The organism is Kitasatospora sp. NPDC085895 (assembly GCF_040702125.1).
GTDB lineage: Bacteria > Actinomycetota > Actinomycetes > Streptomycetales > Streptomycetaceae > Kitasatospora > Kitasatospora arboriphila.
In genome coordinates this window covers 1-23,046 of sequence record NZ_JBFBJY010000012.1, presented here as the reverse complement: position 1 = coordinate 23,046, position 23,046 = coordinate 1, and the positions used below count along the sequence as shown (strand labels likewise).

The window sequence follows — 23,046 nt, the reverse complement described above, 5'->3', positions numbered from 1 at the left end:
AGGAGCCTGTTCGATGAACGCTTCTCCGCTTCAGCCTGCCCAGTCGCAGGAAGGCACCGTGCTCTACGGCGGCATCACCAACCGGCGCGTGACCGTGCGCGACCTGGCCAGGGCCAAGCAGCACGGCGAGCGCTGGGCGATGCTGACCGCCTACGACGCGCTGACCGCCGGTGTCTTCGACGAGGCGGGCATCCCGGTGCTGCTCGTCGGCGACTCGGCCGGCAACTGCCACCTCGGCTACGAGAACACCGTGCCGGTGACGATGGACCAGATGGTGATGCTCTCCGCGGCCGTCGTCCGCGGCACCAAGCGGGCCCTCGTCGTCGGCGACATGCCCTTCGGCTCCTACCAGGAGTCGCCGGCCCAGGCGATGCACAACGCCGCCCGCCTGATGAAGGAGGCCGGCGTCGGCGCGGTGAAGCTGGAGGGCGGCGAGCGCAGCGCCCGTTCGATCGAGCTGCTGGTCGAGGCCGGCATCCCGGTGATGGCCCACATCGGCCTCACCCCGCAGTCCGTGCACGCCTTCGGCGGCTACCCCGTCCAGGGCCGCGGCGACGAAGCTGCCCACCAGCTGCTGCGCGACGCCAAGGCCGTGCAGCAGGCCGGCGCCTTCTCCGTGGTGCTGGAGGCGGTACCCGCCGAGCTCGCCGCCCAGGTCACCGAGCAGCTGGCGATCCCGACCGTCGGCATCGGCGCGGGCGTCGGCACCGACGCCCAGGTGCTGGTCTGGACGGACATGGCCGGCATGACGGCCGGCCGGGTGCCGAAGTTCGTCAAGCAGTACGCCGACCTGCGGGCCGTCCTCGGCGACGCCGCCCGCGAGTTCGCGGCCGAGGTCACCGCGGGCACCTTCCCGGCGCCCGAGCACAGCTTCAGCTGACCCCGGACGGCCACCGGCCGGCCCGGCAGCACGGCGCACCCGCCCCGCGGCGGGTGCGCCGTCGGCGTTCCGGGCCCCGACAGCGGCGTGCCGGCGGCATGACAGCGGCCGGCGGCGGACGACGGCGGGCCGCCCCGCGCTGACAGCCGGACGACAGAGCGCCGACAGCGGGCCCGGGCAGTCTGTGGGACATGACACCGATCGCCACCGCCCCGAACGACCGGGGGCCCCGCAACCACGCCGTGGAGGTCCGCGGCATCGTCAAGACCTTCGGCGCCACCCGCGCGCTCGACGGCGTCGACCTGACCGTCCGCGAGGGCACCGTGCTCGGCCTGCTCGGCCCGAACGGCGCCGGCAAGACCACCCTCGTCCGGATCCTCTCCACCCTGGTCAAGCCCGACGCGGGCACCGCCTTCGTCGGCGGGTACGACGTGCTGCGCCAGCCCAAGCAGCTGCGCCGCACCATCGGCCTCACCGGCCAGTACGCCTCGGTGGACGAGCTGCTCTCCGGCTACGAGAACCTCTACCTGATCGGCCGGCTGCTCGACCTCTCGGCCAAGGAGTCCAGGACCCGCGCCGCCGAGCTGCTGGAGCGCTTCTCGCTCACCGAGGCGGCCAAGCGGCCCGCCAAGACCTACTCCGGCGGCATGCGCCGCCGCCTCGACCTCGCCGCCTCGATGATCGGCCGGCCGAAGGTGCTCTACCTGGACGAGCCCACCACCGGCCTCGACCCGCGCACCCGCAACGAGGTCTGGGACGAGGTCCAGCGGATGGTCGCCGAGGGCTCCACCGTGCTGCTGACCACCCAGTACATGGAGGAGGCCGAGCAGCTCGCCCACGAGCTCACCGTGATCGACCGCGGCCGGGTGATCGCCGCCGGCGGCATCGAGGAGCTCAAGACCCAGGTCGGCGGCCAGACCCTGCAGGTCCGCCCGCTGCACCCGGCCGAGCTGCCCGAGATGGCCCGCTGCCTGCACGAGGCCGGCGTCGCCGCCACCTTCTCCGCCGACACCGGGCTGCTCTCCGTGCAGCTCACCGGCGAGGACCAGCTCACCGCCGTCGTCGGCGTCCTCGGCACCCGCGGCTTCGGCATCGCGGGCATCGACACCAAGCTCCCCAGCCTCGACGAGGTCTTCCTCGCCATCACCGGCAAGCCGTCCGCCCCCGCCGCCCCGATCCTCGACAAGGAGCCCGTGGCATGACCGCCGCCACCCTCGCCCCCGCCACCGCCCACGCGGACGACCCGCGGATCGGGGCGGCCGGACACCTGCGCCACGTCGGCGCGCTGACCCGCCGCAACCTGATGCGGATCAAGGCCGACCCCGAGTCGATGCTCGACGCGCTGCTGATCCCGATCATCTTCACCGTGCTGTTCGTCTACGTCTTCGGCGGCGCGGTCTCCGGCAGCCAGCACGACTACATCCAGTACATGATCCCGGGCCTGCTCGGCACCACCGGCCTCAACCTGGCGATGGCCGTCGGCACCGGACTCAACAGCGACTTCCAGACCGGCGTGATGGACCGCTTCCGGACCCTGCCGATCGGCCGGGCCTCGGTGCTGCTCTCCAAGATCGTCGCGGAGACCTGCCGCGGCCTGGTCTCCTTCACCATCCTCATCGCCTTCTCGATGGTCCTCGGGCTGGAGATCAAGACCGGCTTCCTGCACCTGCTCGCCGCGGTCGGCCTGTCCCTGCTGTTCGGCATGTCGATCATCTGGATCTCCATGCTGCTCGGCATGTCGCTGCGCAGCGCCCAGGCCGTGCAGGGCGTCAGCATGCTGGTCATGATGCCGCTGCAGTTCGGCAGCTCGATCTTCGCCCCGACCAGCACCATGCCGGGCTGGCTGCAGGCCTTCACCGAGTACAACCCGCTGTCCGCACTCGCCGACGCCTGCCGCAACCTGATCAACGGCGGCCCGCTCACCCACTCGGTGACGATCGTGGTCGTCTGGTCGGTGGCGATCACCGCCGTCACCGCGCCGCTGGCCGTGGCCCGCTTCCGCAAGCGGACCTGACGGCAAGGACCTTGACCCGGCGTCAGGGGGCGCCGGGGTCGTCCATCAGGGCGGCCGCCTCCGAGAGGGTGAGGCGGCCGCCCTCGGCGTACCCGGCCGCGTACCCCTCCTCGCCGAGCATGCCGGTCAGCACCTGCGCCATCCGGTCGCGCTCCCGGCGCTCCATGTACGAGCCGCGGCTGCCGTGCAGGGCGTCGTGGGCGCCGAGCAGCACGGCCGCCCGGCGGGCCGCCGGCCGCGGGTCCTCCTGCTGCTCGGCGAGGGCCAGCACGATGCCGGTGGCCGGCAGCATCAGCATCACCGCCATGTGCTCGGCGAAGGCGGTCGCCCCGCCGGGCACCCCCTTCATCTCCCGGCGGCCCTCGGCGAGCAGCTCCAGGCCGCGCGGGGCGTCACCGGCCCGGGCGGTGACCCAGCCGCGGATGCAGCCGACGATGCCCTCGAACACCCCCGGCACGATCGGCCCGAACGCCTGGTTGTTCATCACCAGCCGGTCGAGCTCCTCCAGTGCCCCGGGGTAGTCCCCGCGCTGGGTGTGGATGTTGCAGAGCACCAGCCGGCCGTAGAGCATCGTGCCGTCGGCCGCGTGGTTGGCGGCCCGGACGGACTCCAGCGCCTCCCGGATCCGCCGCTCGCCGTCCGCCTCGTCGAACTCGAACAGCGCCTCGCCGAGCCGGACCTCCAGTAGCGGCACCTCCTGCCAGGCGCCGAGCTCGGCGGCGATCTCGATGGCCTGCCGGTAGGCCTCGGCCGCCCGTCGGCCGTCGCCCTGCTTGGCGGCGTTCTCCGCCTGCGCGGAGAGGGCCTCGGACATGCCCCAGCGGTTGCCGAGCCGGGTGAAGATCTCCAGTGCCTCGGCGCTGTCGGCGACGGCCTGGTCGAGGCCGCCGACCCAGTCGTTGAGCAGCCGGGCGCGCAGCTGCAGGGCGAAGGCGAGGTCCAGCGGGCGGCCGTACCGGCGGCAGCCGTCGACGGCGGCGTCCATCGTGTCGCGCATCCGGTCCAGCTCGCCGGAGAGGAAGACCGCGAACACCCGCAGCAGCGCGGGGAACCGGTAGGACTGCGGCAGGTCCGGGGTGTAGGTGGCCAGCACCCGGGTGGCGAGCTCGATCACCGCCGGGTCGCCGATCGCCGCCATGTTGCCGGTGAACTGGTCGATCAGGCGGTGCAGGTGGACCTGACGACGGGCCTCGTCCAGCATCTCCTGCGACAGCGGCGGCGGTGCGTCCAGGGGGCCGGCCTCCAGCGGCACCGGCCGCGGCGCGTCGTCGGCGAAGGCGTCGGGGCCGAGCGCGCAGACCGCGTCGTACCACTCGCGGGCCTCCCGGCGGTTGTCCCGCAGCGACCAGAACCAGCTCATGCCGAGCACCAGGACGAGCAGCTCCTCCTCGTCCCGGAGCTCGGCGGCGGTGCGCAGCGCGGCCCGGATGTTCTCCTGCTCGCCGTCGAGCTCGGCGAGGCGCACGACCTGCTCGTGCCCGTGCATGTGGAAGTCGGCGATCCGGACGAGCTCGCGGTAGTGGCGGACGTGACGCAGCGCGGCGCCGTCGCCGCCGGACCCGGCGAGCTTCTCGGCGGCGTACTCGTGGATGGTCTCCAGCATCCAGTAGCGCGGCCCGTTCTCCAGGTCGGCGACCACCAGGGACTTGTCGACCAGGGAGAGCAACAGGTCGGCGACGTCCTCGCGGCGCACCTGGGTGCCGTCGGCGACGACCTGTTCGGCGGCCTCCAGGGTGCAGCCGCCGGCGAAGACGGAGAGCCGGCGCAGCACGGCGCGTTCGCGTTCGCCGAGCAGGTCCCAGCTCCAGTCGACGACGGCGCGCAGCGTCTGCTGACGGGGCAGCAGGGTGCGGGAGCCGGCGGTGAGCAGGGCGAACCGGCCGTCGAGGCGGTCGGCGAGCTGGCGCGGGGTCAGGCCGCGCAGCCGGGCGGCGGCGAGCTCGATGGCGAGCGGCAGGCCGTCCAGGCGGCGGCAGATCTCGGCGCAGGCCTCCGGGTCCTCGGCGGGGTCGAAGCCGGGCCGGGCGGCGGCGCCGCGTTCGGCGAGCAGGCGCAGCGCGGCCGGGTCGGGCAGCGGCTCGACCGGCAGCACCGCCTCGCCGGGGACGCCGAGCGGCTCCCGGCTGGTGGCGAGGACGGTGAGCCCGGGGCACTCGGCGAGCAGCCGGTCGGCGAGCTCGGCGGCGGCCTGCACCAGGTGCTCGCAGTTGTCGAGGACGAGCAGCATCCGGCGCGCGGCGCAGTGCTCGACGAGTCGGCGGACGGGGTCGCTGCGGCGGGCGTCCATCACCTCGGCGACGGCGCCGCCGGTGTGCAGCACCGTCTCGCGCAGGCCGAGCGCGGCGGCCACCGCGCCAGGGACGGCGAGGGAGTCCTCCAGCGGGGCGAGCTCGACCATCCAGACGCCGTCCGGCCAGGAGCCGCCGTGCTGGGCGGCGCGGCCGGCCTCCACCGAGAGCCGGGTCTTGCCGGAGCCGCCGGGGCCGGTGAGCGTGGTGAGCCGGCCCGCCGTCAGGGCGCGGCCGAGGGCGGTGAGGTCGCCGTCCCGGCCGACGAAGCTGGTGAGCCGGGGGCGGAGGTTGCCGGCCGGGACGGCAGCAGCAGGCGCGGTCGGGACGGCCCGGGTGCCGGCGGCCGGGGCGGGCACGGCGGCGGGCGCGGCCGGTGCGGGTGCCAGCAGTTCGGCGTGCAGGGCGCGCAGCTCCGGGCCGGGGTCGGTGCCGAGCCGGTCGGCCAGGATGCGGCGGGTGTCCTCGTAGCGCTGCAGGGCCTCGGCGGTGCGGCCCTCGGCGCGCAGGGCGCGGATCGCCAGCGCGTGCAGCTGCTCGTCGAGGGGGTGCAGTTCGCAGAGTTCGGCGAGCTCGGCGGTGAGGTCGGCGGTGTTGCCGAGGGCGAGGTCGGCGGTGATCCGGTGCCGGCGGGCCTCCTCGCGCCGGGCCTCCAGCCGGACGGCGGGCCCGGCCCGGTCCGGCAGGTCGGCGAGGGCCGGGCCGCGCCACAGGGCGAGCGCGCTGTGCAGCCGGTCGGCGGCCTCCCGGTGGTCGCCGGCGGCGAGCGCCCGGCGGCCGTCGGCGGCGAGCCGCAGGAAGTCGTCGGCGTCGGTGCGGCCGGTCAGCCAGTAGCCGGCCGGCCCGGAGCCGATCTCCTCGCGGCCGATGGTGCGGCGCAGCCGGCCGACCAGGGTCTGCAGGGCGGCGGAGGAGTCCTGCGGCGGTTCGTCGCCCCACACCTCGTCCACCAGCAGGTCGGCCGGGACGGGCCTGCCCTGGCGCAGGGCGAGCGCGGCCAGCAGGGCGCGCAACCGGGCGCCGCCGAGCGGTACCGGGGTGCCGTCGTCGTGGTGGGCGGTGGTGGTGCCGAGGATGCCGTAGTGCACGGGCCCATTCTGGTCGACGGGCAGCGTGGCGGGCGCACGGATATTCGCACCGGTGGAACCGTGGGCGGGTGCGGTGCGTTCTTCGGTGACGGCTTGTCGCGGTCGCGAGCCGCGCGGCATGATCGTCCCCTGCCCGCCCCCGGCCATCCACGGAGCTTTCGCACCATGACCTTCGCCACCACGCAGCGCCGCAGCGAGGAGAGCCGGATCAGCCCGGTCTTCTGGGTGCTGCTCGCGACCCTGGTCACCTCCGCGTGGGCGGTGGTGAGCGGTTTCGGCAATCCCCGCTTCGGGGTGTTCCTGTTCGTGGTGGCGGGCTGGATGGTCTCGCTCTGCCTGCACGAGTACGCGCACGCGCGCACCGCCCTGCACAGCGGGGACATCACCATCGGCGCCAAGGGCTACCTGACGCTCAACCCGTTCAAGTACGCGCACGCGCTGCTGAGCTTCGTGCTGCCGGTGATCTTCGTGATCATGGGCGGGATCGGCCTGCCCGGCGGCGCGGTGTACATCGAGCGGCACCGGATCCGCGGCCGGGTCAAGCACAGCCTGATCTCCGCGGCCGGCCCGCTGGTGAACGTGGTGATCGGCATCGGCCTGCTCGTCCTGGTGAGCTCCGGGGTGTTCGACGACCCGGCGCACCCGGCGGTGCTGAACGGCCAGGAGCTGATCGTCTCGGCCTTCCCCGCGGCCCTCGGATTCCTGGCGTTCCTGCAGGTCAGCGCGGCGCTGCTGAACCTGCTGCCGGTGCCCGGGCTGGACGGCTACGGCATCGTCGAGCCCTGGCTGTCGCTGAAGACCCGCCGCGCGATCGAGCCGTTCGCGCCGTACGGCATGCTCGCGGTGTTCGTGATCTTCTGGCAGACCGCGGCCAGCCGCTGGTTCTCCGACCTGGTCTTCGTGATCACCGACCTGTTCGGCGTCTCCAAGGCCTACCCGGTGGTCGGGCAGTTCCTGTTCCGCTTCTGGGAGTGACCCCGCCGGCTCAGAGCTGCTGCTCGGCCCGGGCGGCCGCGGCGCGGTCCTGGCGGTCCTTGCGGATGTAGTACCAGGCCATGTTCGAGGCGACGCCGGCCATCAGCACCCAGATCACGCCGAACCAGTTGCCCTCGACGAAGGAGACGACGGCGGCCGTCACGGCGAGCACGAGGACGATCGAGGCGAGCAGGGCGTTGCGGGGCATGGCGGGACTCTCCTGGGTGGGGGCACCGCCGGCCTGGGCCGGCGGCAGCGGACACCCCATTCTCACCGACCGGTGCCCGCGCCGGGGCCGAGACCCCCTCCCGCGGGTCGTCCGGACCTGCGGGAGGGGACCTGTGGCGGCCGTTGGTCCCCTCCCGGAACGGCTCAGACGTCGGTGATCCGCAGACCGGCGTGCGCCTTGTAGCGGCGGTTCACCGAGATCAGGTTGGCGACCAGCGACTCGACCTGGTGGGCGTTGCGCAGCCGTCCGGCGAAGATGCCGCGCATGCCGGGGATCCGCCCGGCCAGCGCCTGCACGATCTCGGTGGCGGCGCGGTCCTCGCCGAGCACCATCACGTCGGTGTCGATCTCCTCGATCGATGCGTCCTGCAGCAGCACCGCCGACAGGTGGTGGAAGGCCGCGGTCACCCGGGAGTCCGGCAGCAGGGCGGCGGCTTGCTGGGCGGCGCTGCCCTCCTCCGGCTTCAGCGCGTAGGCGCCCTGCTTGTCGAAGCCGAGCGGGTTGACGCAGTCCACCACGATCTTGCCGGCGAGTTCCTCGCGCAGGGCCGCGAGGGTGCCGGCGTGGCCGTCCCACGGCACGGCGACGATCACGATGTCGCTCTCCCGGGCGCAGGCCGCGTTGTCCGCGCCGCGCACGCCGAGTCCGAGCTCCTCGGCGGCGGCCACGGCCCGTTCGGCCGTCCGGGAGCCGATGACCACCTGCTGGCCGGCCTTGGCCAGCCGGTAGGCGAGGCCGCGGCCCTGGTCGCCGGTGCCGCCGAGGACACCCACGACGAGCGAGGACACGTCGAGCGGAGCGGGGGCCGCCGCGGCGGCCGGATTCACCGATTCGGGTTGCGTCATGGACAAGATCCTGCCAAAGCACCGGCCGCTCCTCCATGCTGTGCCGCATGGACGCGGTGAGACTTTCCGCACTGAGCGCGACCTTGGCCGGCACCGGCCTGCTGGACGTCACCCGGGCCTTCGGCGGGGCGCTGCACCGATCGGTCACCCGGCGCACCGCGGCGGGCCTGCTGCTGGTCGGCACCGAGCGCTACGAACCGTGGCACCTGGCCGCGCACCTGGACGAGGAGGCGGCGCACTGCGGCGTCGCCGGGCTGGCCCCGCTGCTGGTGCGGCACGAGGTCCCGGCGGCGGCCCCGGCGCACCTGGCGCACGGGCTGCGGCGGCTCGGCGAGGCGCCGCGCAACAGCACGGTGCTGGTGGTGGCGCCGCACGAACCGGGCCAGGGGCTGCTGGAGCGGGTCGAGGACGCCCGGCGCGGCGGTGCCACGGTGCTCGCCCTGGACGCAGGCGACGCCGAACTGGGCGCGCTCGCCCACGAGCGGCTGGCGGTGCCGGTGGCCGGCGAGGGCCCGTTCGACCTGGTGCAGCACCTGGTCGGCGCGGCCGCCTCGGCGCGGCCCGCCCGGGGGCTGCGCAGCCGGCTGGCCGGGCTCGCCGAACGCCTGGTCGCGCCGCCGGTGCTGCGCTGGTGATCCGGTCCCGCGGACCGGCCGCGCGACGACCGGTGGCGCGGAGAGCGGTGCGGCGATCGGTGGTGCACGGCCGGTAAATCGGTTGCCCGGCGCGCCCGGCCGACCGAGGATGGCCGACCGTGACGTCCGTACCACCCCCACCACTCCCGAAACGGCTGCGCACCGCCCTGCGCGGACTGCTCCCCGACACCGCCCCGTGGCGCAGCTCGCGGGACTTCCGGCTGCTCTGGAGCTCCGGCTGCGTGAGCAGCCTGGGCAGCTTCCTGACCTACGTCGCGGTGCCGCTGCAGATCAAGGACCTCACCGGTTCCTCCTTCCAGGTGGGCCTGGTCGGCGCGGTCGAGCTGGTGCCGCTGGTGGTGTTCGGCCTGTGGGGCGGGGCGCTCGCGGACGCGATGGACCGCCGCCGGCTGGTGCTGCTCTCGGAGGCCGGGCTCGGCCTGCTGAGCGCACTGCTGCTGGTCAACGCGCTGCTGCCGCAGCCGCTGCTGTGGCCGATCTACGTGGTGGCCGCGATGGTCGCGGCGGTGGACGGGCTGCAGCGCCCGGCGCTGGACTCGCTCACCCCGCGGATCGTGCCGCACGATCAGCTGACGGCCGCGTTCGCGCTGAACTCGCTGTACCGGAACGTCGGTTCGGTGGCCGGGCCGGCGCTCGCCGGTGTGGTGGTGGCGGTCGCCGGGGTGCAGACCGCCTTCGCGCTGGACGTCGCCAGTTTCGGCGTCTCGCTGCTGCTGCTCGCCCGGATCCGGGCGGTGCCGCCACCGTCCGGCGCCGAACGGCCCTCGCTGCGGGCGGTCGCGGCCGGTGTCCGGTACGCGTGGAGCCGCAAGGACCTGCTCGGCACGTACGCGATCGACGTCTGCGCGATGCTGTTCGCCTTCCCGGTGGCGATCTTCCCTTTCCTGGCCGCCGAGTTGGACGCCGGCTGGGCGCTCGGCCTGCTGTACGGCGCGTCCGCGGCCGGTGCGCTGGCCGTCTCGGCGACCAGCGGCTGGACCTCCCGGATCCACCGGCACGGGCGGATGCTCGTCCTCGCCGCCCTCGGCTGGGGTGCCGCGATGACGCTCGCCGGTGTGACCGGCGACATCTGGCTGGTGCTGCTCTGCCTGGCCGCGGCCGGCGGCGCCGACCAGATCAGCGGCATCGCGCGTTCCACCCTGTGGAACCAGTCCATCCCGGACGAACTGCGCGGCCGGCTCGCCGGGGTGGAGTTGCTCAGCTACTCGGTGGGCCCGCAGCTGGGCCAGGTCCGGGCCGGCGGCGCGGCCGGGCTGATCGGTGTGCGCGGGGCGGTCTGGAGCGGCGGCGCGGTCTGCGTGCTGGGTGTCGCGCTGCTGGCCGTGGCCCTGCCGAGCCTGCTCGCCTACGACGACCGGACGGACCCCAACGCGGCGGCCGTGCGGGCCGCGGCCGAGGACCGCGACGCCGGCGGGCGGGAGCCGGTGCCGGCGGTCTGACGGCGGATCGGCCGCGGCGGGCCCGCCCGCTCAGTCCTCGTCGGCGCCCTCGGGCGGCCCGTCGTGCCAGCGCGGGTCGTTCTGCCACTCCCGGTTGCGCTCCGCTGCGATCTCCAGCGCCGCGGCGGCCTCGCCGGGGGTGGCGTACGGGCCGAGCCGGTCCTTGGCCGGGCACTCCGGGCCCTCCTCGACCTTGCCGTGCTTGATGCAGTAGAACCACTCGCCGGGCTTCCCGGTGGCCTTGCGGCCGAATCCCATGGGCATGTGAGCTGCTCCTGTTCGCTTCGTCGTCCGGGGTGATCCTTTCCCGGCGCCGCGCCCGTACACACGGCGTACCACCCGCCCCGCACCCGCCCGCACGGCCGGGTCGGCGAGGGGCCGACGGATAGACTCGCGGCATGGCTCTCGTACCCGGCACCGTGTCCCCCACCCGCAAGGTTCCCGCGCACATCGCGCGCCCGGAGTACGTGGGCAGGCCCGCGCCCGCGCCGTACACCGGCCCGGAGGTGCAGAGCGCCGAGACGGTCGAGAAGATGCGGATCGCCGGCGGGATCGCCGCCCGGGCGATGGAGGAGGCGGCCAAGCTCATCGCGCCGGGCGTGACCACCGACGAGCTGGACGCGGTCGCGCACGCCTACATGTGCGACCACGGCGCCTACCCGTCCGACCTCGGCTACCGCGGCTTCCCGAAGTCGATCTGCACCTCGATCAACGAGGTGATCTGCCACGGCATCCCGGACTCGACGGTCCTTCAGGACGGCGACATCGTCAACATCGACGCCACCGCGTACATCCACGGCGTGCACGGCGACCTCAACGCCACCTACCTGTGCGGCAACGTCGACGAGGAGTCCAAGCTGCTCGTCGAGCGCACCCGGGAGGCGCTCGGCCGGGCGATCAAGGCGGTCAGGCCGGGCCGCCAGATCAACGTCATCGGCCGGGTCATCGAGTCCTACGCGAAGCGCTTCGGCTACGGGGTCGTCCGCGACTTCACCGGCCACGGCATCAACACCTCGTTCCACTCCGGCCTGATCGTCCCGCACTACGACAGCGAGCGGGCCACCGAGGTGATCAAGCCCGGCATGACCTTCACCATCGAGCCGATGCTGACCCTGGGCAGCTACGACTACGACATCTGGGAGGACGGCTGGACGGTCGTCACCAAGGACCGCAAGCGGACCGCCCAGTTCGAGCACACCCTGGTGGTCACCACCGACGGCGCGGAGATCCTCACCCTCCCGTAGTCGGCACCGGGACGGACGGGGCCGCGGATTTCCGTTATCCGCGGCCCCCGGTGCGGTCTCCCAGGGCAAGAGCACCACCCACCCTCGCGCCGCCCTCCCGCCCTCCCCCGGGCCTCCGGGCGGCACCGCCCCCGGGAGCACCGTCCATGAGCCTCGACCGCAGATCCCTCGGAGCCGTCCTCGCCGCGCTGACCGCCGCCGCCTCACTGGCCGCCTGCGGACCGGCCGACTCCTCCGACGCCGCGGCCGCCGCCGCACCGGTGAGCGCCGCCGCGCCCGCCGAGGACCTGCCTTCGCCGCTGCCGAGCCCGACCACGGCCGCACCGACCACGGCGAGCCCCTCCGCGAGCGCGACGCCCACCCGCTCGGCGACCGCGTCCGCGCCACCCTCGGCCGCCCCGACCAAGCGGGTCTCGCTGGCCGGCTACAACCCGTCCGCGAACGCCCAGAAGGAGGTCGACGCGGCGCTCGCCCTGGCGAAGTCCGACGGCCGGCGCGTGCTGCTCGACTTCGGCACCAACGAGTGCGGCGTCTGCCGGGCCGTCGACGGGCTCTTCGCCAAGAGCCGGATCCGCAGCACCCTGGACGCCTCCTACCACGTGGTGAAGATCGACCTGGAGAACAACCGGACCAACATGGCGATCCTCGGCCGCTACGACAGCTCGCACGGCTTCGGCACCCCCGTGATCATCGTCGTCGACGCCAAGAACACGGTCGTCACCAACACCAATCGGACGGGCCTGCCGAAGCTGACCGAGACCGGCCTCGACGGCTTCCTCCGCCAGTGGGCGAAGTGACGGCGCGTCGGCCGCCGCACCGTCAGGGCGGCCGTCGGGGCAGACCGGTCCGGGCTTCGGTGGCCGCGCTCGCGGCCGGGCTGCTGCTCGGCCCGGCCGCCGGCTGCGCCTCCACCGGCGGTCCGGCGCAGCGGCCGTCCTCGGCGAGCTTCACCGAGAACGGCGTCACCGTCGACCTCTCCGTCGACCGGTGGGACGGCACGGCCGGCACGCTGACCGCCGTGTTCACCCCCACCGCGGCCGGCTACCACCTCTACAGCCTGGACCTGCCGCCCGGCGGCGTCGACGGCATCGGGCGGCCGATCTCGCTGAAGCTGCGCGGCGGCCTGGAGCAGACCGCGCGGCCCACCACCGGCGCCGCCGTGCACGACCTCCGACTGCCCGGCGGGCTGCCGCCGGTGCCGGTCTACCCGGACGGCCCGGTCACCGTGACCCTGCCGGTGCACCGGACCGCGCAGGGCCCGGCCACCGTCCTGGTCGGGTACGCCGCCTGCAGCGAGACCAAGGGCTGCCTGTTCCCCGTGGACGCCCACCCGGTCGAGGCCACCGTCGACGGCACCTCGGTGCGGTTCGCCGGCCCCGGCCCGGCCTCGCCGAGCGGCTGACCGGCACCCTCCCCCGCGGCCGTACCGGGCCCCGCCCGGTACGGCCGCCCACCCCACCCACCCGGACGACCAGGACCGGACGACCCGGTACCCGGACGAACACACCCCTGGACAGAGCCATGCAGGACGCGGCACCCCCGCCCGCGGACGGCACGCCCGCCCGCCGTTCCCCCAGTCCCACCGACCGCCACCGGGCCGCCGTCCTCGGCTACGCCCGCCTGTGCTGCCCGGACGGGGCCACCGCCCGCCGACTGGTCGACGAGGCCGCCCGGACGCTCCCGACGGCCGGCGCCCCGCGGCCGGAGCTGGTCGCCGCGCTCCGCCGCACGGCCGCACGGTGGGCCGACACCGGACGGGAGGCCGAGCTGTCGGCCGGCTTCCGCGGCTGGCTGCACGCCGCGGCCGCCCGCCACCCGGGGGCGGGCCTCGCCGGCGCCCTGGCCGCCGTCGAACAGGAGGCGCCGCTGCTGCAGGCCTTCCGCCGGCTGCCCGCGCACCGGCAGGAAGAGCTCTGGCACGGCCTCGGCCCGGACGGGGACCTGCGTCCGCCCGCGCCGCCCGCCCGGGCCGCCCTGTTCGACACCTACCTCCAGGTGTACGTGGCCCGTGTCCCGGCCCGGGCCTGCCGCCAGCTGGTCGCCCGGCTCGGCGACACCGTCCGCCGCGCCGCCGCCCCGGAACCCGGGCTCGCCGACCACCTCGCCGGGTGCGGGCCGTGCGGGACGGCCCGCACCGAACTCGCCGCCGTCCGGGACTGGCACCGGCCCGTCCTGACCCCCGCACTGCTGCTGTGGACGGGCGAGGCTCCGCCCTCCCCGCCCGTCGGACCGGCCGTCCCGTCGCCGCCCACCGCTGCACCGCGGCGCCCGGCCCCCGTCCGTACCGTGGTGGGCGCGGCAGCCGCCGTCCTGCTCCTCGTCCTCGCGGTGGCCGCCGCCCTGCCCGGCCACCCGCCGGCACCGGCCGCGGCCGTCCCCGCCCCCACCGGCGCGGAGCCGGCACCGCCTTCGCCCACCCCGACCCCGACGCCGGCCCCGTCCACGCCACCGACACCCGCACCCACCACGACCCGCCCCGCACCCGCCCCCACGCCCTCCCCCACCCACAGCCGCACCACGCCGCCCCCCGTCCCGCCGCCCAGCCCGCCGCCCAGCCCGGTGGTCACCGTCACCGTCACCCTCGTCGAGCCCTAGGCAGTGGGTGGCCGCCACCACGAGGGGCGGGGCTGCGCCGGTCGGCGGGTACCCGGAGGCGGGCCGGGCGGGGCGGTCGCAGGCTGGAGGTGGAGTACGGCCGACGGCGAGGTGTGGTGTCGATGGACGAGGCGCAGGGGCTCGAACGGGTCTCGCAGCGGGCCGCGGAGGCGGCGCAGCACGTGGAGGCGGTGCGGCAGCAGTCCGGCGAGGAGCTGCGGCAGGCCCTGGCAGGGGCTCGGGGAAGCTCCGGCACGCACGGCGGTCCGCCTCGCGGGGCCGCGGCCGACGCCGAGGAGCACGCGGGCCCGACCTGGCACCACCTCCGCGAGAGCTGGCACCGGCACGTCGGCGCGGCGCGGGACCGGGCGTCGGAGCGCGAGGCCCGGCACGACGTCGGGGTGGCCCGGCGGGAGGCCGACTACGCCGAGCGCTACGCGCTGGAGGCCGTGGACTTCGCCCTGGAGGCGGTCGACGAGGCCGAGTACGCGGCACTGCGTGCGCTGGAGGCCCGGTTGGAGGCCGAGGAGGCGGCGGGGCTGGGCGGCACGCCCGAGCCCTAGGCACACCGGACCGGCCGCCCCTCCCGGAGGGGTCGGCGGCGCGGTCCGCGCGGGCCTAGCCGATCAGCCACTGCTCCTCGGCGACGGCGCCGACCTCGGTGCAGGCGTCGGTCAGCACGTCCAGCACCCGCAGCGGGTCCGGCAGCGGCTGGTCGGGGCCGCGCAGCCAGCGCACCTCGGAGCCGTCCGGCAGTGCGGCGGGCGGCAGCAGGGTGTACGAGCCGCGGCAGTGCCATCTCAGGCCGGGGTGTTCGGACATGGTGTCCGGGGTGGAGTCCAGCGCGCTCGTCCACCACTCGTCCTCGTCGGCGGGGGTGCCGCGGGTGGCGGTGAAGAACAGGTAGCGGTCCTCGCCGACCGCGGCGACCGGTCCGTGGACGCCGCGCTCCTCCAGCCGCTCCAGCGCGAGCCGGCCCGCCTCGGCGGGGACGTCCAACACGTCGTGGACGCGGCCGGTGGCGGTGACGAAGTTGGCCTGCGGGTCGCGGGCGAGCCAGCGGGCGAGCTGTTCGGTGTCGGTGGTCGCCTGGGTCTGCCAGGCGAAGGAGACGGGGTGCTGCGCCGGCGCCGGACAGCCGACCCGGTCGCAGGAACACCGGTACCCCGCCGGGTGGGCCGCGGGTGCCAGCGGGAAGCCCGCGCGCACCGCGCCCAGCAGCAGGTCCAGCCTCGCGGCCGCCTCCCCGCCCGTGACCGGACGGTCCTGCCGCCGCTCACGCCGCCACCAGGTCGTCCACCTGCTGCTGGCTTCCATCGGGCCCCTTCCGCTCTGCCGTGAACTGCCGTGCCTGGTGCGGCACGGCGAACGACGCACCGTCCGACGCAACAACGGTAGGCGCCCGCCACTTCCCGGGGCGCCCGTCGGTCGCATCCGCCGCAGCCGCGGCCGGGATCACCGGGGCGGCCAACGCCCGGGGCACGATACGGAGTTCGAGAAGGTACGACTCGGCGGACGGACGCGACGACACGCGCCTCGCCCGGCCCGTGCGGGCCCGCGGACCCGGGCCGAACCCGGAGGCGTACAGAGCAGGATAAGGGTGCGGACGGCCCCGGAATGACCGGGGGCGGTGCTGCGCCGGTCACACCGGCTCCACACCGCCCCTGCCGGACCTGCACGCGGACGCCGCCGACCGGCGGCCGAGAGGGCCCGGAGGACCCCGCGTACCCTGGGAGGTGTGAAGAGCGCGGAGACCGAATTCGTGGGCGGACCCCTGGACGGCAGAGTCCTGCCGATCATGCTGGGCTCCTTCTGGACGATCCCGAAGGTCTACCGCGTGCCCGTCCCGGCCACCGCGGGTCTGCCCGCCGTGACGCTGGTCTACCGGCGGTCGAAGATCTTCGGCAGCAAGGGCTGGCGCTGGCGCTACGAGTACGACGCCGAGGCCTGAGGCGGCCGGACACGCCCCTCGGTGGCGAGCACGCCCCCGGACACGCCGCCGTTCCCGGGCACGCCGCCGCCCCGCCGCGGCGGGTGCCGCGACGGGGCGGTGCGGTCGACCGCGGGACAGGTCAGACCTGCTCGTCGGCGAGGATCAGGTACAGCTTGCGCTTGGCCTCGTTGAGGACGGCGAGCCCCTTGGCCCGCTGCTCCTCGGTACCCGTCAGCATGACCTGGCGGATCGCGTGGTCGACGGCGCCCATCGCCGCACCGACCTCCTGGACGGCCTCCCAGTCGACGCCCCGGCCGGCCTCCTCCCACGGGGACTCGGCCCCCGCGTCGGCCTCGGCCCGGCCGGCCTCGGTCAGCTCGAACAGCTTCTTGCCCGAGGACTCCTGAGCGACGATCAGGCCCTCCTCCTCCAGCAGTTGGAGGGTCGGGTAGACCGATCCGGGGCTGGGCCGCCACGCACCGCCGGTGCGCTCGCCGATCTCGGTGATCATCTCGTACCCGTGCATCGGCCGCTCCTTGAGCAGCGCGAGCAGCGAGGCACGGACGTCGCCGCGGCGCGCCCGGCCGCCGCGGCGGCCCGGACCGCGGCCCCAGCCGTCGCCCCGCGGGCCCCGGCCGCCGTGGCCGTGCCCGCCGTGGCCGGGGAAGTGCCCCGACCCGCCGAAGCCGTGCCCGAACGGGCCGGCCCCCGGCATCCCGGGGCCGCCGGGCGGCACTCCGGGCGGGCCGAACGGCCCGAACGCGAACCGCCTCTCGAAGCCCTCGCCCGGCATTCCCTCGCCGGGCACCGGCCCACGGCGGCGTTCTCCTCGGTTTCGCCTTCCTTCGCGCATGATGCGCACCACCTTTCGTCCGTGATGCTTCCCCCGAAGCATCTCGATATCTCGACGATATATCGGTGACTGTCGCCCGTCAACGGTTTCCGATAGTCGTCCGAGGTGTCCCGTGACGGCGAAGTCGGACCGATTGCCACAGAAGTTGGACCGCTTCTGGGTACGGGCGCGGACGGGCGCTTCACAGTGGTGTGGGCTGTAAAGAGGTGTGCCGGCCCTGCCGTGGTGGCGGGGCCGGCACATGGTCGTGCGGGGGCGCGGTTGTTCTACGTGTACTGGAGGTCGATGACCTGGTAGAAGGCGTTGCCGGTGTCGGCGACCTCCCACACGGCGAGCAGGACCTGGTGGCCGGCGTTGCGCTGGGGCAGGCGCAGGGTGTGGGTGACGGGGTTGCCCGGGTTGAGCTGGTGCGCCCAGTAGGGCTGCTCGGTGAGCTGGACGCTGTGGAAGGGCTTGGGCTCGAACTGGGCGCGCATCAGGGGCTGGTTGGGGTCCCAGCCGTTCTTGGTGAGGAAGTAGTTGAAGCGGCGGGTCTTGTGCTCCGCGTGGAACCCCCAGGTGATCTCCAGGTTCTGGCCGGAGGTGACCTGGTGCTTCTTCCAGTCGGTGTCGACCGCGTCCAGGGAGGCGGCGAAGTCCTTCCCGGCGCTGGCGATCTTCCCGTCCGCCGGCGGCTGGACGTTGCGGATGTCGTCCGGGGCGAAGGGATCGGCCATGCCTGCCTGCACGGCAGGGAAGAACTTGCCGGCCTCCAGGCCGTTGGCCTGCCAGTCCGGCAGGTAGAGGTGGGCCCGGGAGGGAGGAGAGCTGACTGCTCCGTGCTTGATGTCCATAAGACGTTCCTCACGCTATGTGTGCGTATGTATGCGGAACGTTACAGTCTCAACGTCGGCAAGCCGGTATCCGACCCGGTCCACGAACTCGCGGCGTGGGCTGCCGCGACTCTCGACACCAAGCACGAGATGCCCAGGTGCCTCGAGGTACCTACCGCTGGTTCTGTTCACGAGTTCTGACGGCAGATGTTCACCACTCCGGGAGGCGCCCCGCCCGGGCCGTGGTTGATGTTCACGAGAACGGGAGGCACCTCGTGGACCCGTCCGCCGGACGGCCATGGCCATGGCCATGGCCAGTGATGAGGATCGCTGAAAATCCCACCTCTGCTCGGGATTCCGGACAGATCTGCTCAGTTGATCTCCCCACCCCGGGGGGAAGAGCCCGGGTCCCCGCGTCCGACGCGAGTCGGGCTGCCGGTAGTGTCCCCGGACACTCGTGCTGACGAAGAAGGCGCCAACTCGTGAACCTGCACCGCCCGCATCCGGCTGAGGCGTGGTGCCATGCCTGCGCGAAGGCGCCGGTGGTCGTCACCAGAACAGGCCGAAGACGCCCCATGCGCCGAGTACGAGCAAGACGAGCCCGGGGATGAGAATGAGGGACTCCTTGGCGATCGCCGCAACTGCCCAGGTCTCGTGAACGGCCCGTCGGGGGTCCTTCGGGTCGTAGAAGATGCGGATGGTGGGGGCGTTGCGTCCGCAGACGTACAGGTGCGGGACGCCGGCGGCGTCGTTGTAGTAGTACATGAGGCCTTCCTTGGTTCGCCCGCCTTGGTCGGCCTCCACGGTGGTGCCGCGTCGGGTGAGGTCCCGCCGTTTGCGCAGGTTCTCCACGGCAGCGAAGCACATGAGCAACCCGAGGAGGAGGGCGATGCCCCCTGCGATCACGCCGACGACTCGCGAGCCATGGGTGAGGCCGACCCAGATCGCGTAGCCGATGTAGGTGAGGACAGGAGACACGAAGGCCGCGATCCAGCCCCATGGCACGGGCCCGACGGGGGTGGCGTCGGGTGCGGTGACCAGGCTGCTGCCGGCCGGGTTGCGTTGCTCGGGCAGGGCGTTGGTGAGCGTGACGGCGAAGGCCTCGGTCGCGGCGGGGTGGAGACCGTCGATCCGGTGGACCTCACCGTCGGTGAGCACGATTTCGAGGTCGGGGAGTTCGGGGGTGCGGACCTCCGCGATGACTGAGAGGGGGACGGTGGTCGGACCCTTCTCGCTCGATATCACGAGTGCGCCGGTACCGAGCATGAGGTATCGCCAGCGGCCGCGGAACGTGTGAACGCATCTCATGCGGGTGATCATCGCAGCAATCGGCCCTGCCGGCCCCGGGTGTGCCGGACTCGGAACTGGTGGACAGCGCCCCGCCCTTGGCCGCGCGGGCCGGCCCGGCCCCCTACGGGACACGGGTGACTCCAGCCTTCGACGCACGCGCAGCCAAGTGGGGAACCGAGAGCAGCGCTGGCCGTTTTCGCGGATCCTCATCACCAGGATCAGTCAGCGGCGTGACGAGCTGTCAGGCCCGCAGGGCAGACTGTCGCTCATGCCAGAAGCCGGGCTCGACGCCGCCGCCAACTCCCTGCGGGCCTGGCTCAACCGCCAGCAGTTCACTGACCTGTCCACCCCCGAGGTGACCGCCTTCTTCACCGACTCGGTGGCCGCCTGGGCCACCGACCAGGGATATGAAGTCCAGCGGGAGGTCGACCTGCCCACCGCCACCCGGCAGGGTCGGACCGGGCGCCTCGACCTGCAGCTGCGGCATCGCTCCGGCAAGGGACGGCTGATCAGCATCGAGGTGGACCGGGGCACGAAGGCGTGGTCCCTCGACAAGCTCGTCCAGGCCGCCGAGCTCGGCCACCTGGCACTGTGGCTTCGGTGGAGCCGCACCCCCGTCACCCTGCCGATCCCGCCTACGGTCCGGCTCATCCGGGCCCAGGTGCTCAGGCGCACCACGCTCACGCGGGCGAAGGTCCACTCGCTCCAGCCGGACAACTGCGGATAGTAGGCCGGTAGGCCGGTCCGCACCCGGCACGCCACAGGTAATTTGACGCGAGTCAGTACGACGCCGGACCGTTCGAGGCAGCTGCGACCGTAACCAAGCACTTCGCGGCCCCGGCCGGCTGCGGGCTCTTACCGGCCCGTGTCCGGTTCACGGGGATCCTCCAGCAAGCCCACGTGCTGTCGAAACTCGTGAACATTCAGGCCGGCCCGCGACCGCTTACCGCCTCCCGAACCGACGTCGAAGTGCTGCTCGTTCTTGTGAACAGAGCCATACCGCGCTGGTCCGAGTCCGACTAGTCCATCTTTGGTGTCACGAACGGCTGTCGATCCAACTTCGGTGGCGCACCGTCCACCTTCGCTGTCACAGGTCACGAGGGTCGCCCGGCGGGTGCGGGCAGGCGGGGGTGCGGGAGGGCGGCACGGAGGAACCGCGGACGCCCCTGACGGGGCGTCCGATCAGCGGCGCGGTTTGAGCATCCGCAGGGTCCAGCCCTCGCCGGCCGGGTCGAGCGGGCGGGTGGCCAGCTTGAAGAGGTGCTCGGCGCGCTCGTAGGAGAGCCGCGCGCGGCCGGTCTCCGGGCAGAGGTCGGCCGGGGCGGGCGTCCGGCCCGGCCCGGGGCGGCGGTCGGTGAGGAAGAGCGGGCCGCGGGTCCGTCCGGCCAGCAGCTCCGGCAGCAGCCGGGCCGTGCCCGACCGCCACACCACCCCGCGGGCGCTGCGGGCGCTGCGGTCGTCGAGGTCGAGGTCCTGGACGTCCAGCGCCAGGACGGCCCGCACCGGGGCGGCCGACTCGTGCAGCAGCCGCCAGAGGGTGCGCTCGCGCAGCGAGGGGCCGGGCAGCGCCCAGAGCCGTTCGAGCTGCTCGGGGGCGATCGCACCGGTCCGGCCGGCCGGTTCGGGGCGCCGGTCGAGGCCGGCCGCGAGGTCGTCCAGCCCGGCCCAGGCGGCGAACGAGCGGACGGCGGCGCGGTGCCGGTTCCAGGTCCGCGGCGCGGCGCCACCCCAGGCGGCGGACAGGATCCCGGCGACCCGGTCGGCGTCGACCGAGCCGAGCGGCAGCTCGTCGCCGAGCCCGAGCCGCAGCCGCCGCAGGGTCTGCCCGTACGAGCGGACGGTCGCCGCGTCCAGGTCCTCCCGGTCGAGGAACGCGCGGACGGTGGCGCCGAGGAGGGCGGCCGACGGCCCCGCGGGCACCCGGGCCCCGGCCGTCGGCTCCCCGGTCGGCAGTGCGTCGGCGCGGCGGTCGAGGAAGGCGCGTTCCGCCACGTTGCGGGTGAGGGCGGCGGCACGCCGGAACTCCAACCGGGCCTCCCCGGTGCGGCCGAGCCGTTCCAGCAGGTCGCCGCGGACGCTGGGCAGCAGGTGGTAGTCGCGCAGCGCCGGGTCGGCGGTCAGCCCGTCGGCGAGGTCGAGGCCGGCCTGCGGCCCGTACGCCTTCCCGACCGCGACGGCCCGGTTCAGCCGGACGACCGGGGTCGGCAGCAGCCGTTCCAGCGCGGCGTAGAGGGTCGCGATCTGCGCCCAGTCGGTGGCCTCCGCGGAAGGTGCCTGGGCGTGGCAGACCGCGATCGCGGCCTGCAGCACGTACGGGCCGGGCGGGCCGCCGCACTCCCGGGCGCGCAGCATCGCGGTGAAGCCGCGGCGGATCAGCAGCTGGTCCCAGCGGCCGCGGTTCTGCTCGTGCAGCTGGACGGGCTCGCCGGACGGCCCGGTGCGCGCGGCCGAGCGGGACGCCTGGATCTCCATCAGGGCGACCAGGCCGTGCACTTCGGCCTCGTGCGGCACGGCGGCGGCGAGCAGCCTGCCCAGTCTGAGCGCCTCCAGGCAGAGCCCGGGCCGCATCAGGTCGTCCCCGCCGCTCGCCGAGTACCCCTCGTTGAAGACCAGGTAGACGACCTCCAGCACCGAGGAGAGCCGGTCGGCGAGCCGCTCACCGGTCGGCAGCTCGAACGGCACCTGCTGCTCGGCCAGGGTGCGTTTGGCGGCGGCGATGCGCCTGGCCACCACCGGTTCGGGGACGAGGAAGGCCCGGGCGATCTCCGCGGCCGTCAGTCCGCCGAGCAGACGCAGCGTCAGTGCGACGCGGGCCTCCGTCGGCAGGACGGGATGGCAGGAGACGAACATCAGGCGCAGCACGTCGTCCCGGCCGTCCTCCGACTCGGCCTCGCCCGACTGCCGCAGCTCGTGGGCGAGTTGCCGCTGCCGCTGCTCCAGCCGCCCGTCGCGGCGGACGCGGTCGACGGCCCGGCGCTTGGCGATGGCGGTCAGCCAGGCACCCGGGTTGTCGGGGACACCGGACTCCGGCCACTGTTCGAGGGCGGCCACCAGGGCGTCCTGGGCCAGTTCCTCGGCGAGGCCGACGTCGCGCACGATTCCGACGAGCGCGGCGATGATCTTCGCCGACTCGAGTTTCCAGACCGCGTCGATCGTGCGGTGGACATCCGGCACGGCCACGATGACAGCACCCGCCCCGACCCGTCCGCAAACCGGGACGGGGCCGGGGCAGGTATCGAGCCCGGCGGGCCGAGCGGGAGGGTCAGGGGCCGAACACCTGCTGGACGACGCTCTCGCCGTCGCCGACGATCCGGCGGAAGCGGCGGGCGAGCTCGATCGCCTCCTCCTTCGAGCGGACCTCGACCAGCGCGAAGCCGGCCACGGCCTCCTTCGCCTCGGCGTACGGGCCGTCGGTGACGGTGATCTCGTCGCCGGAGGAGACCAGGCGGACCCCGCCCGGCTCCAGGCCCCCGGTCGCCAGCAGCACGCCGGCCGCGGTCAGTTCCTCGATGAACGCGCCCATCTCCGCGAAGAGCTTCTCGTCGGGGGCGGCGTCGGTCGGCTTGGTGGTCATCAGGAAGCGCACGGTTCTCTCCTCGGTCCGGCGGCGCCCCGTCGCGCCGCGATCTTGTGCTGCCCTCACGTCAAACGAGGCGATGTGGCAGGGAACGGTGTGCATTCCCTGTCACATCGGCCGGACGACGTGAGGGCAGCACCGCTCGACACCCACCGCCCCGGAGGACACCGTGACCACCGCCCCCCACCCTGGCCGGCCGCACCCCCTGGACGGGCTGGACGGCGGCGGGCGACGAACTCGCCCCGACCGCCTCCGCTGGGGGGGGGGGGGGCGGGGGCGCGGGGGGGGGCGGGCCGGGGGGGGGGGGCGGGGGGCGGGCGCGCGGCGG

The 23,046-nt window shown here is 74.3% G+C and carries 23 protein-coding genes; 13 read left to right on the top strand and 10 right to left on the bottom strand.

Features of this window, described 5'->3' with window-relative positions; translation table 11 throughout:
- The first annotated feature begins 13 nt into the window (after nucleotides 1–13).
- From panB to AB0442_RS10335, 3 genes are all read left to right on the top strand, one after another.
- The gene (panB, locus tag AB0442_RS10345) at nucleotides 14–880 is read left to right on the top strand and encodes a 3-methyl-2-oxobutanoate hydroxymethyltransferase (RefSeq protein ID WP_344626202.1); all 867 of its coding nucleotides are present in this window, start codon (nucleotides 14–16) and stop codon (nucleotides 878–880) included.
- Between the two features lie 191 nt (nucleotides 881–1,071).
- Nucleotides 1,072–2,082: an ATP-binding cassette domain-containing protein gene (locus AB0442_RS10340; RefSeq protein ID WP_366162000.1), complete on the top strand. Its 1,011-nt coding sequence runs from the start codon at nucleotides 1,072–1,074 to the stop codon at nucleotides 2,080–2,082.
- Nucleotides 2,079–2,894, top strand: coding sequence for an ABC transporter permease (locus AB0442_RS10335; RefSeq protein WP_363549871.1), 816 nt, complete (start codon nucleotides 2,079–2,081; stop codon nucleotides 2,892–2,894). Before AB0442_RS10340 ends, AB0442_RS10335 begins: the two co-directional genes overlap by 4 nt.
- A gap of 22 nt (nucleotides 2,895–2,916) precedes the next feature.
- Here AB0442_RS10335 and AB0442_RS10330 read toward each other — a convergent pair whose 3' ends face one another.
- Nucleotides 2,917–6,270: a BTAD domain-containing putative transcriptional regulator gene (locus AB0442_RS10330; RefSeq protein ID WP_366161998.1), complete on the bottom strand. Its 3,354-nt coding sequence runs from the start codon at nucleotides 6,268–6,270 to the stop codon at nucleotides 2,917–2,919.
- Between the two features lie 165 nt (nucleotides 6,271–6,435).
- On the opposite strand from AB0442_RS10330, the gene AB0442_RS10325 reads away from it, so the two are divergent.
- Nucleotides 6,436–7,245, top strand: a complete 810-nt coding sequence (locus tag AB0442_RS10325) for a site-2 protease family protein (RefSeq protein ID WP_366161996.1) — start codon at nucleotides 6,436–6,438, stop codon at nucleotides 7,243–7,245.
- Nucleotides 7,246–7,255: 10 nt separating this feature from the next.
- Here the strand turns inward: AB0442_RS10325 and AB0442_RS10320 are convergent, their stop codons facing one another.
- Entirely contained in the window at nucleotides 7,256–7,453 is a 198-nt protein-coding gene (locus AB0442_RS10320; RefSeq protein ID WP_344626197.1) for a hypothetical protein, read from the bottom strand.
- 164 nt (nucleotides 7,454–7,617) lie between these two features.
- Nucleotides 7,618–8,319, bottom strand: coding sequence for an NADPH-dependent F420 reductase (npdG, locus tag AB0442_RS10315; RefSeq protein ID WP_366161994.1), 702 nt, complete (start codon nucleotides 8,317–8,319; stop codon nucleotides 7,618–7,620).
- Between the two features lie 47 nt (nucleotides 8,320–8,366).
- On the opposite strand from npdG, the gene AB0442_RS10310 reads away from it, so the two are divergent.
- Both AB0442_RS10310 and AB0442_RS10305 read left to right on the top strand, forming a co-directional pair.
- Nucleotides 8,367–8,954: a hypothetical protein gene (locus AB0442_RS10310; RefSeq protein WP_366161992.1), complete on the top strand. Its 588-nt coding sequence runs from the start codon at nucleotides 8,367–8,369 to the stop codon at nucleotides 8,952–8,954.
- Nucleotides 8,955–9,073: 119 nt separating this feature from the next.
- On the top strand, nucleotides 9,074–10,414 hold the full coding sequence (locus AB0442_RS10305) for an MFS transporter (protein WP_366161990.1): 1,341 nt from the start codon (nucleotides 9,074–9,076) through the stop codon (nucleotides 10,412–10,414).
- Nucleotides 10,415–10,444: 30 nt separating this feature from the next.
- Here the strand turns inward: AB0442_RS10305 and AB0442_RS10300 are convergent, their stop codons facing one another.
- Nucleotides 10,445–10,678 (bottom strand): hypothetical protein, encoded by a 234-nt coding sequence (locus AB0442_RS10300; RefSeq protein ID WP_363549882.1) that lies wholly within the window; start codon nucleotides 10,676–10,678, stop codon nucleotides 10,445–10,447.
- 134 nt (nucleotides 10,679–10,812) lie between these two features.
- On the opposite strand from AB0442_RS10300, the gene map reads away from it, so the two are divergent.
- The 5 genes from map to AB0442_RS10275 all read left to right on the top strand — a co-directional run bounded on the left by map (nucleotide 10,813) and on the right by AB0442_RS10275 (nucleotide 14,816).
- Nucleotides 10,813–11,658, top strand: a complete 846-nt coding sequence (map, locus tag AB0442_RS10295; RefSeq protein WP_366161988.1) for a type I methionyl aminopeptidase — start codon at nucleotides 10,813–10,815, stop codon at nucleotides 11,656–11,658.
- A 146-nt stretch (nucleotides 11,659–11,804) separates the two neighbouring features.
- Complete coding sequence (locus AB0442_RS10290; protein WP_366161986.1) at nucleotides 11,805–12,455, top strand: thioredoxin family protein; 651 nt, start codon at nucleotides 11,805–11,807, stop codon at nucleotides 12,453–12,455.
- Between the two features lie 59 nt (nucleotides 12,456–12,514).
- The gene (locus AB0442_RS10285; protein ID WP_366161984.1) at nucleotides 12,515–13,060 is read left to right on the top strand and encodes a hypothetical protein; all 546 of its coding nucleotides are present in this window, start codon (nucleotides 12,515–12,517) and stop codon (nucleotides 13,058–13,060) included.
- Nucleotides 13,061–13,179: 119 nt separating this feature from the next.
- Nucleotides 13,180–14,253 carry a hypothetical protein gene (locus AB0442_RS10280; RefSeq protein ID WP_366161982.1) on the top strand — a complete coding sequence of 358 codons (1,074 nt, stop codon included), beginning with the start codon at nucleotides 13,180–13,182 and terminating at the stop codon, nucleotides 14,251–14,253.
- Nucleotides 14,254–14,375: 122 nt separating this feature from the next.
- Nucleotides 14,376–14,816 (top strand): hypothetical protein, encoded by a 441-nt coding sequence (locus AB0442_RS10275; RefSeq protein WP_366161980.1) that lies wholly within the window; start codon nucleotides 14,376–14,378, stop codon nucleotides 14,814–14,816.
- A gap of 55 nt (nucleotides 14,817–14,871) precedes the next feature.
- Here the strand turns inward: AB0442_RS10275 and AB0442_RS10270 are convergent, their stop codons facing one another.
- The gene (locus AB0442_RS10270; protein WP_366161978.1) at nucleotides 14,872–15,570 is read right to left on the bottom strand and encodes a bifunctional DNA primase/polymerase; all 699 of its coding nucleotides are present in this window, start codon (nucleotides 15,568–15,570) and stop codon (nucleotides 14,872–14,874) included.
- A gap of 421 nt (nucleotides 15,571–15,991) precedes the next feature.
- Here AB0442_RS10270 and AB0442_RS10265 point away from each other — a divergent pair, with 421 nt between their 5' ends.
- Complete coding sequence (locus AB0442_RS10265; protein ID WP_363539775.1) at nucleotides 15,992–16,204, top strand: hypothetical protein; 213 nt, start codon at nucleotides 15,992–15,994, stop codon at nucleotides 16,202–16,204.
- A 121-nt stretch (nucleotides 16,205–16,325) separates the two neighbouring features.
- Here the strand turns inward: AB0442_RS10265 and AB0442_RS10260 are convergent, their stop codons facing one another.
- From AB0442_RS10260 to AB0442_RS10250, 3 genes are all read right to left on the bottom strand, one after another.
- Nucleotides 16,326–16,979, bottom strand: coding sequence for a PadR family transcriptional regulator (locus AB0442_RS10260; protein WP_366162124.1), 654 nt, complete (start codon nucleotides 16,977–16,979; stop codon nucleotides 16,326–16,328).
- Between the two features lie 326 nt (nucleotides 16,980–17,305).
- The gene (locus tag AB0442_RS10255) at nucleotides 17,306–17,872 is read right to left on the bottom strand and encodes a lytic polysaccharide monooxygenase auxiliary activity family 9 protein (protein WP_366161976.1); all 567 of its coding nucleotides are present in this window, start codon (nucleotides 17,870–17,872) and stop codon (nucleotides 17,306–17,308) included.
- A 528-nt stretch (nucleotides 17,873–18,400) separates the two neighbouring features.
- The gene (locus AB0442_RS10250; protein WP_366161974.1) at nucleotides 18,401–19,159 is read right to left on the bottom strand and encodes a hypothetical protein; all 759 of its coding nucleotides are present in this window, start codon (nucleotides 19,157–19,159) and stop codon (nucleotides 18,401–18,403) included.
- 250 nt (nucleotides 19,160–19,409) lie between these two features.
- On the opposite strand from AB0442_RS10250, the gene AB0442_RS10245 reads away from it, so the two are divergent.
- Nucleotides 19,410–19,868: a hypothetical protein gene (locus tag AB0442_RS10245; protein ID WP_366161973.1), complete on the top strand. Its 459-nt coding sequence runs from the start codon at nucleotides 19,410–19,412 to the stop codon at nucleotides 19,866–19,868.
- 455 nt (nucleotides 19,869–20,323) lie between these two features.
- Here the strand turns inward: AB0442_RS10245 and AB0442_RS10240 are convergent, their stop codons facing one another.
- A complete protein-coding gene (locus AB0442_RS10240) occupies nucleotides 20,324–22,315 on the bottom strand; it encodes a DUF6596 domain-containing protein (RefSeq protein ID WP_366161971.1) in 1,992 nt (663 codons plus the stop codon).
- A gap of 88 nt (nucleotides 22,316–22,403) precedes the next feature.
- Nucleotides 22,404–22,727: a YciI family protein gene (locus AB0442_RS10235; protein ID WP_344627680.1), complete on the bottom strand. Its 324-nt coding sequence runs from the start codon at nucleotides 22,725–22,727 to the stop codon at nucleotides 22,404–22,406.
- Nucleotides 22,728–23,046 lie beyond the last annotated feature (319 nt).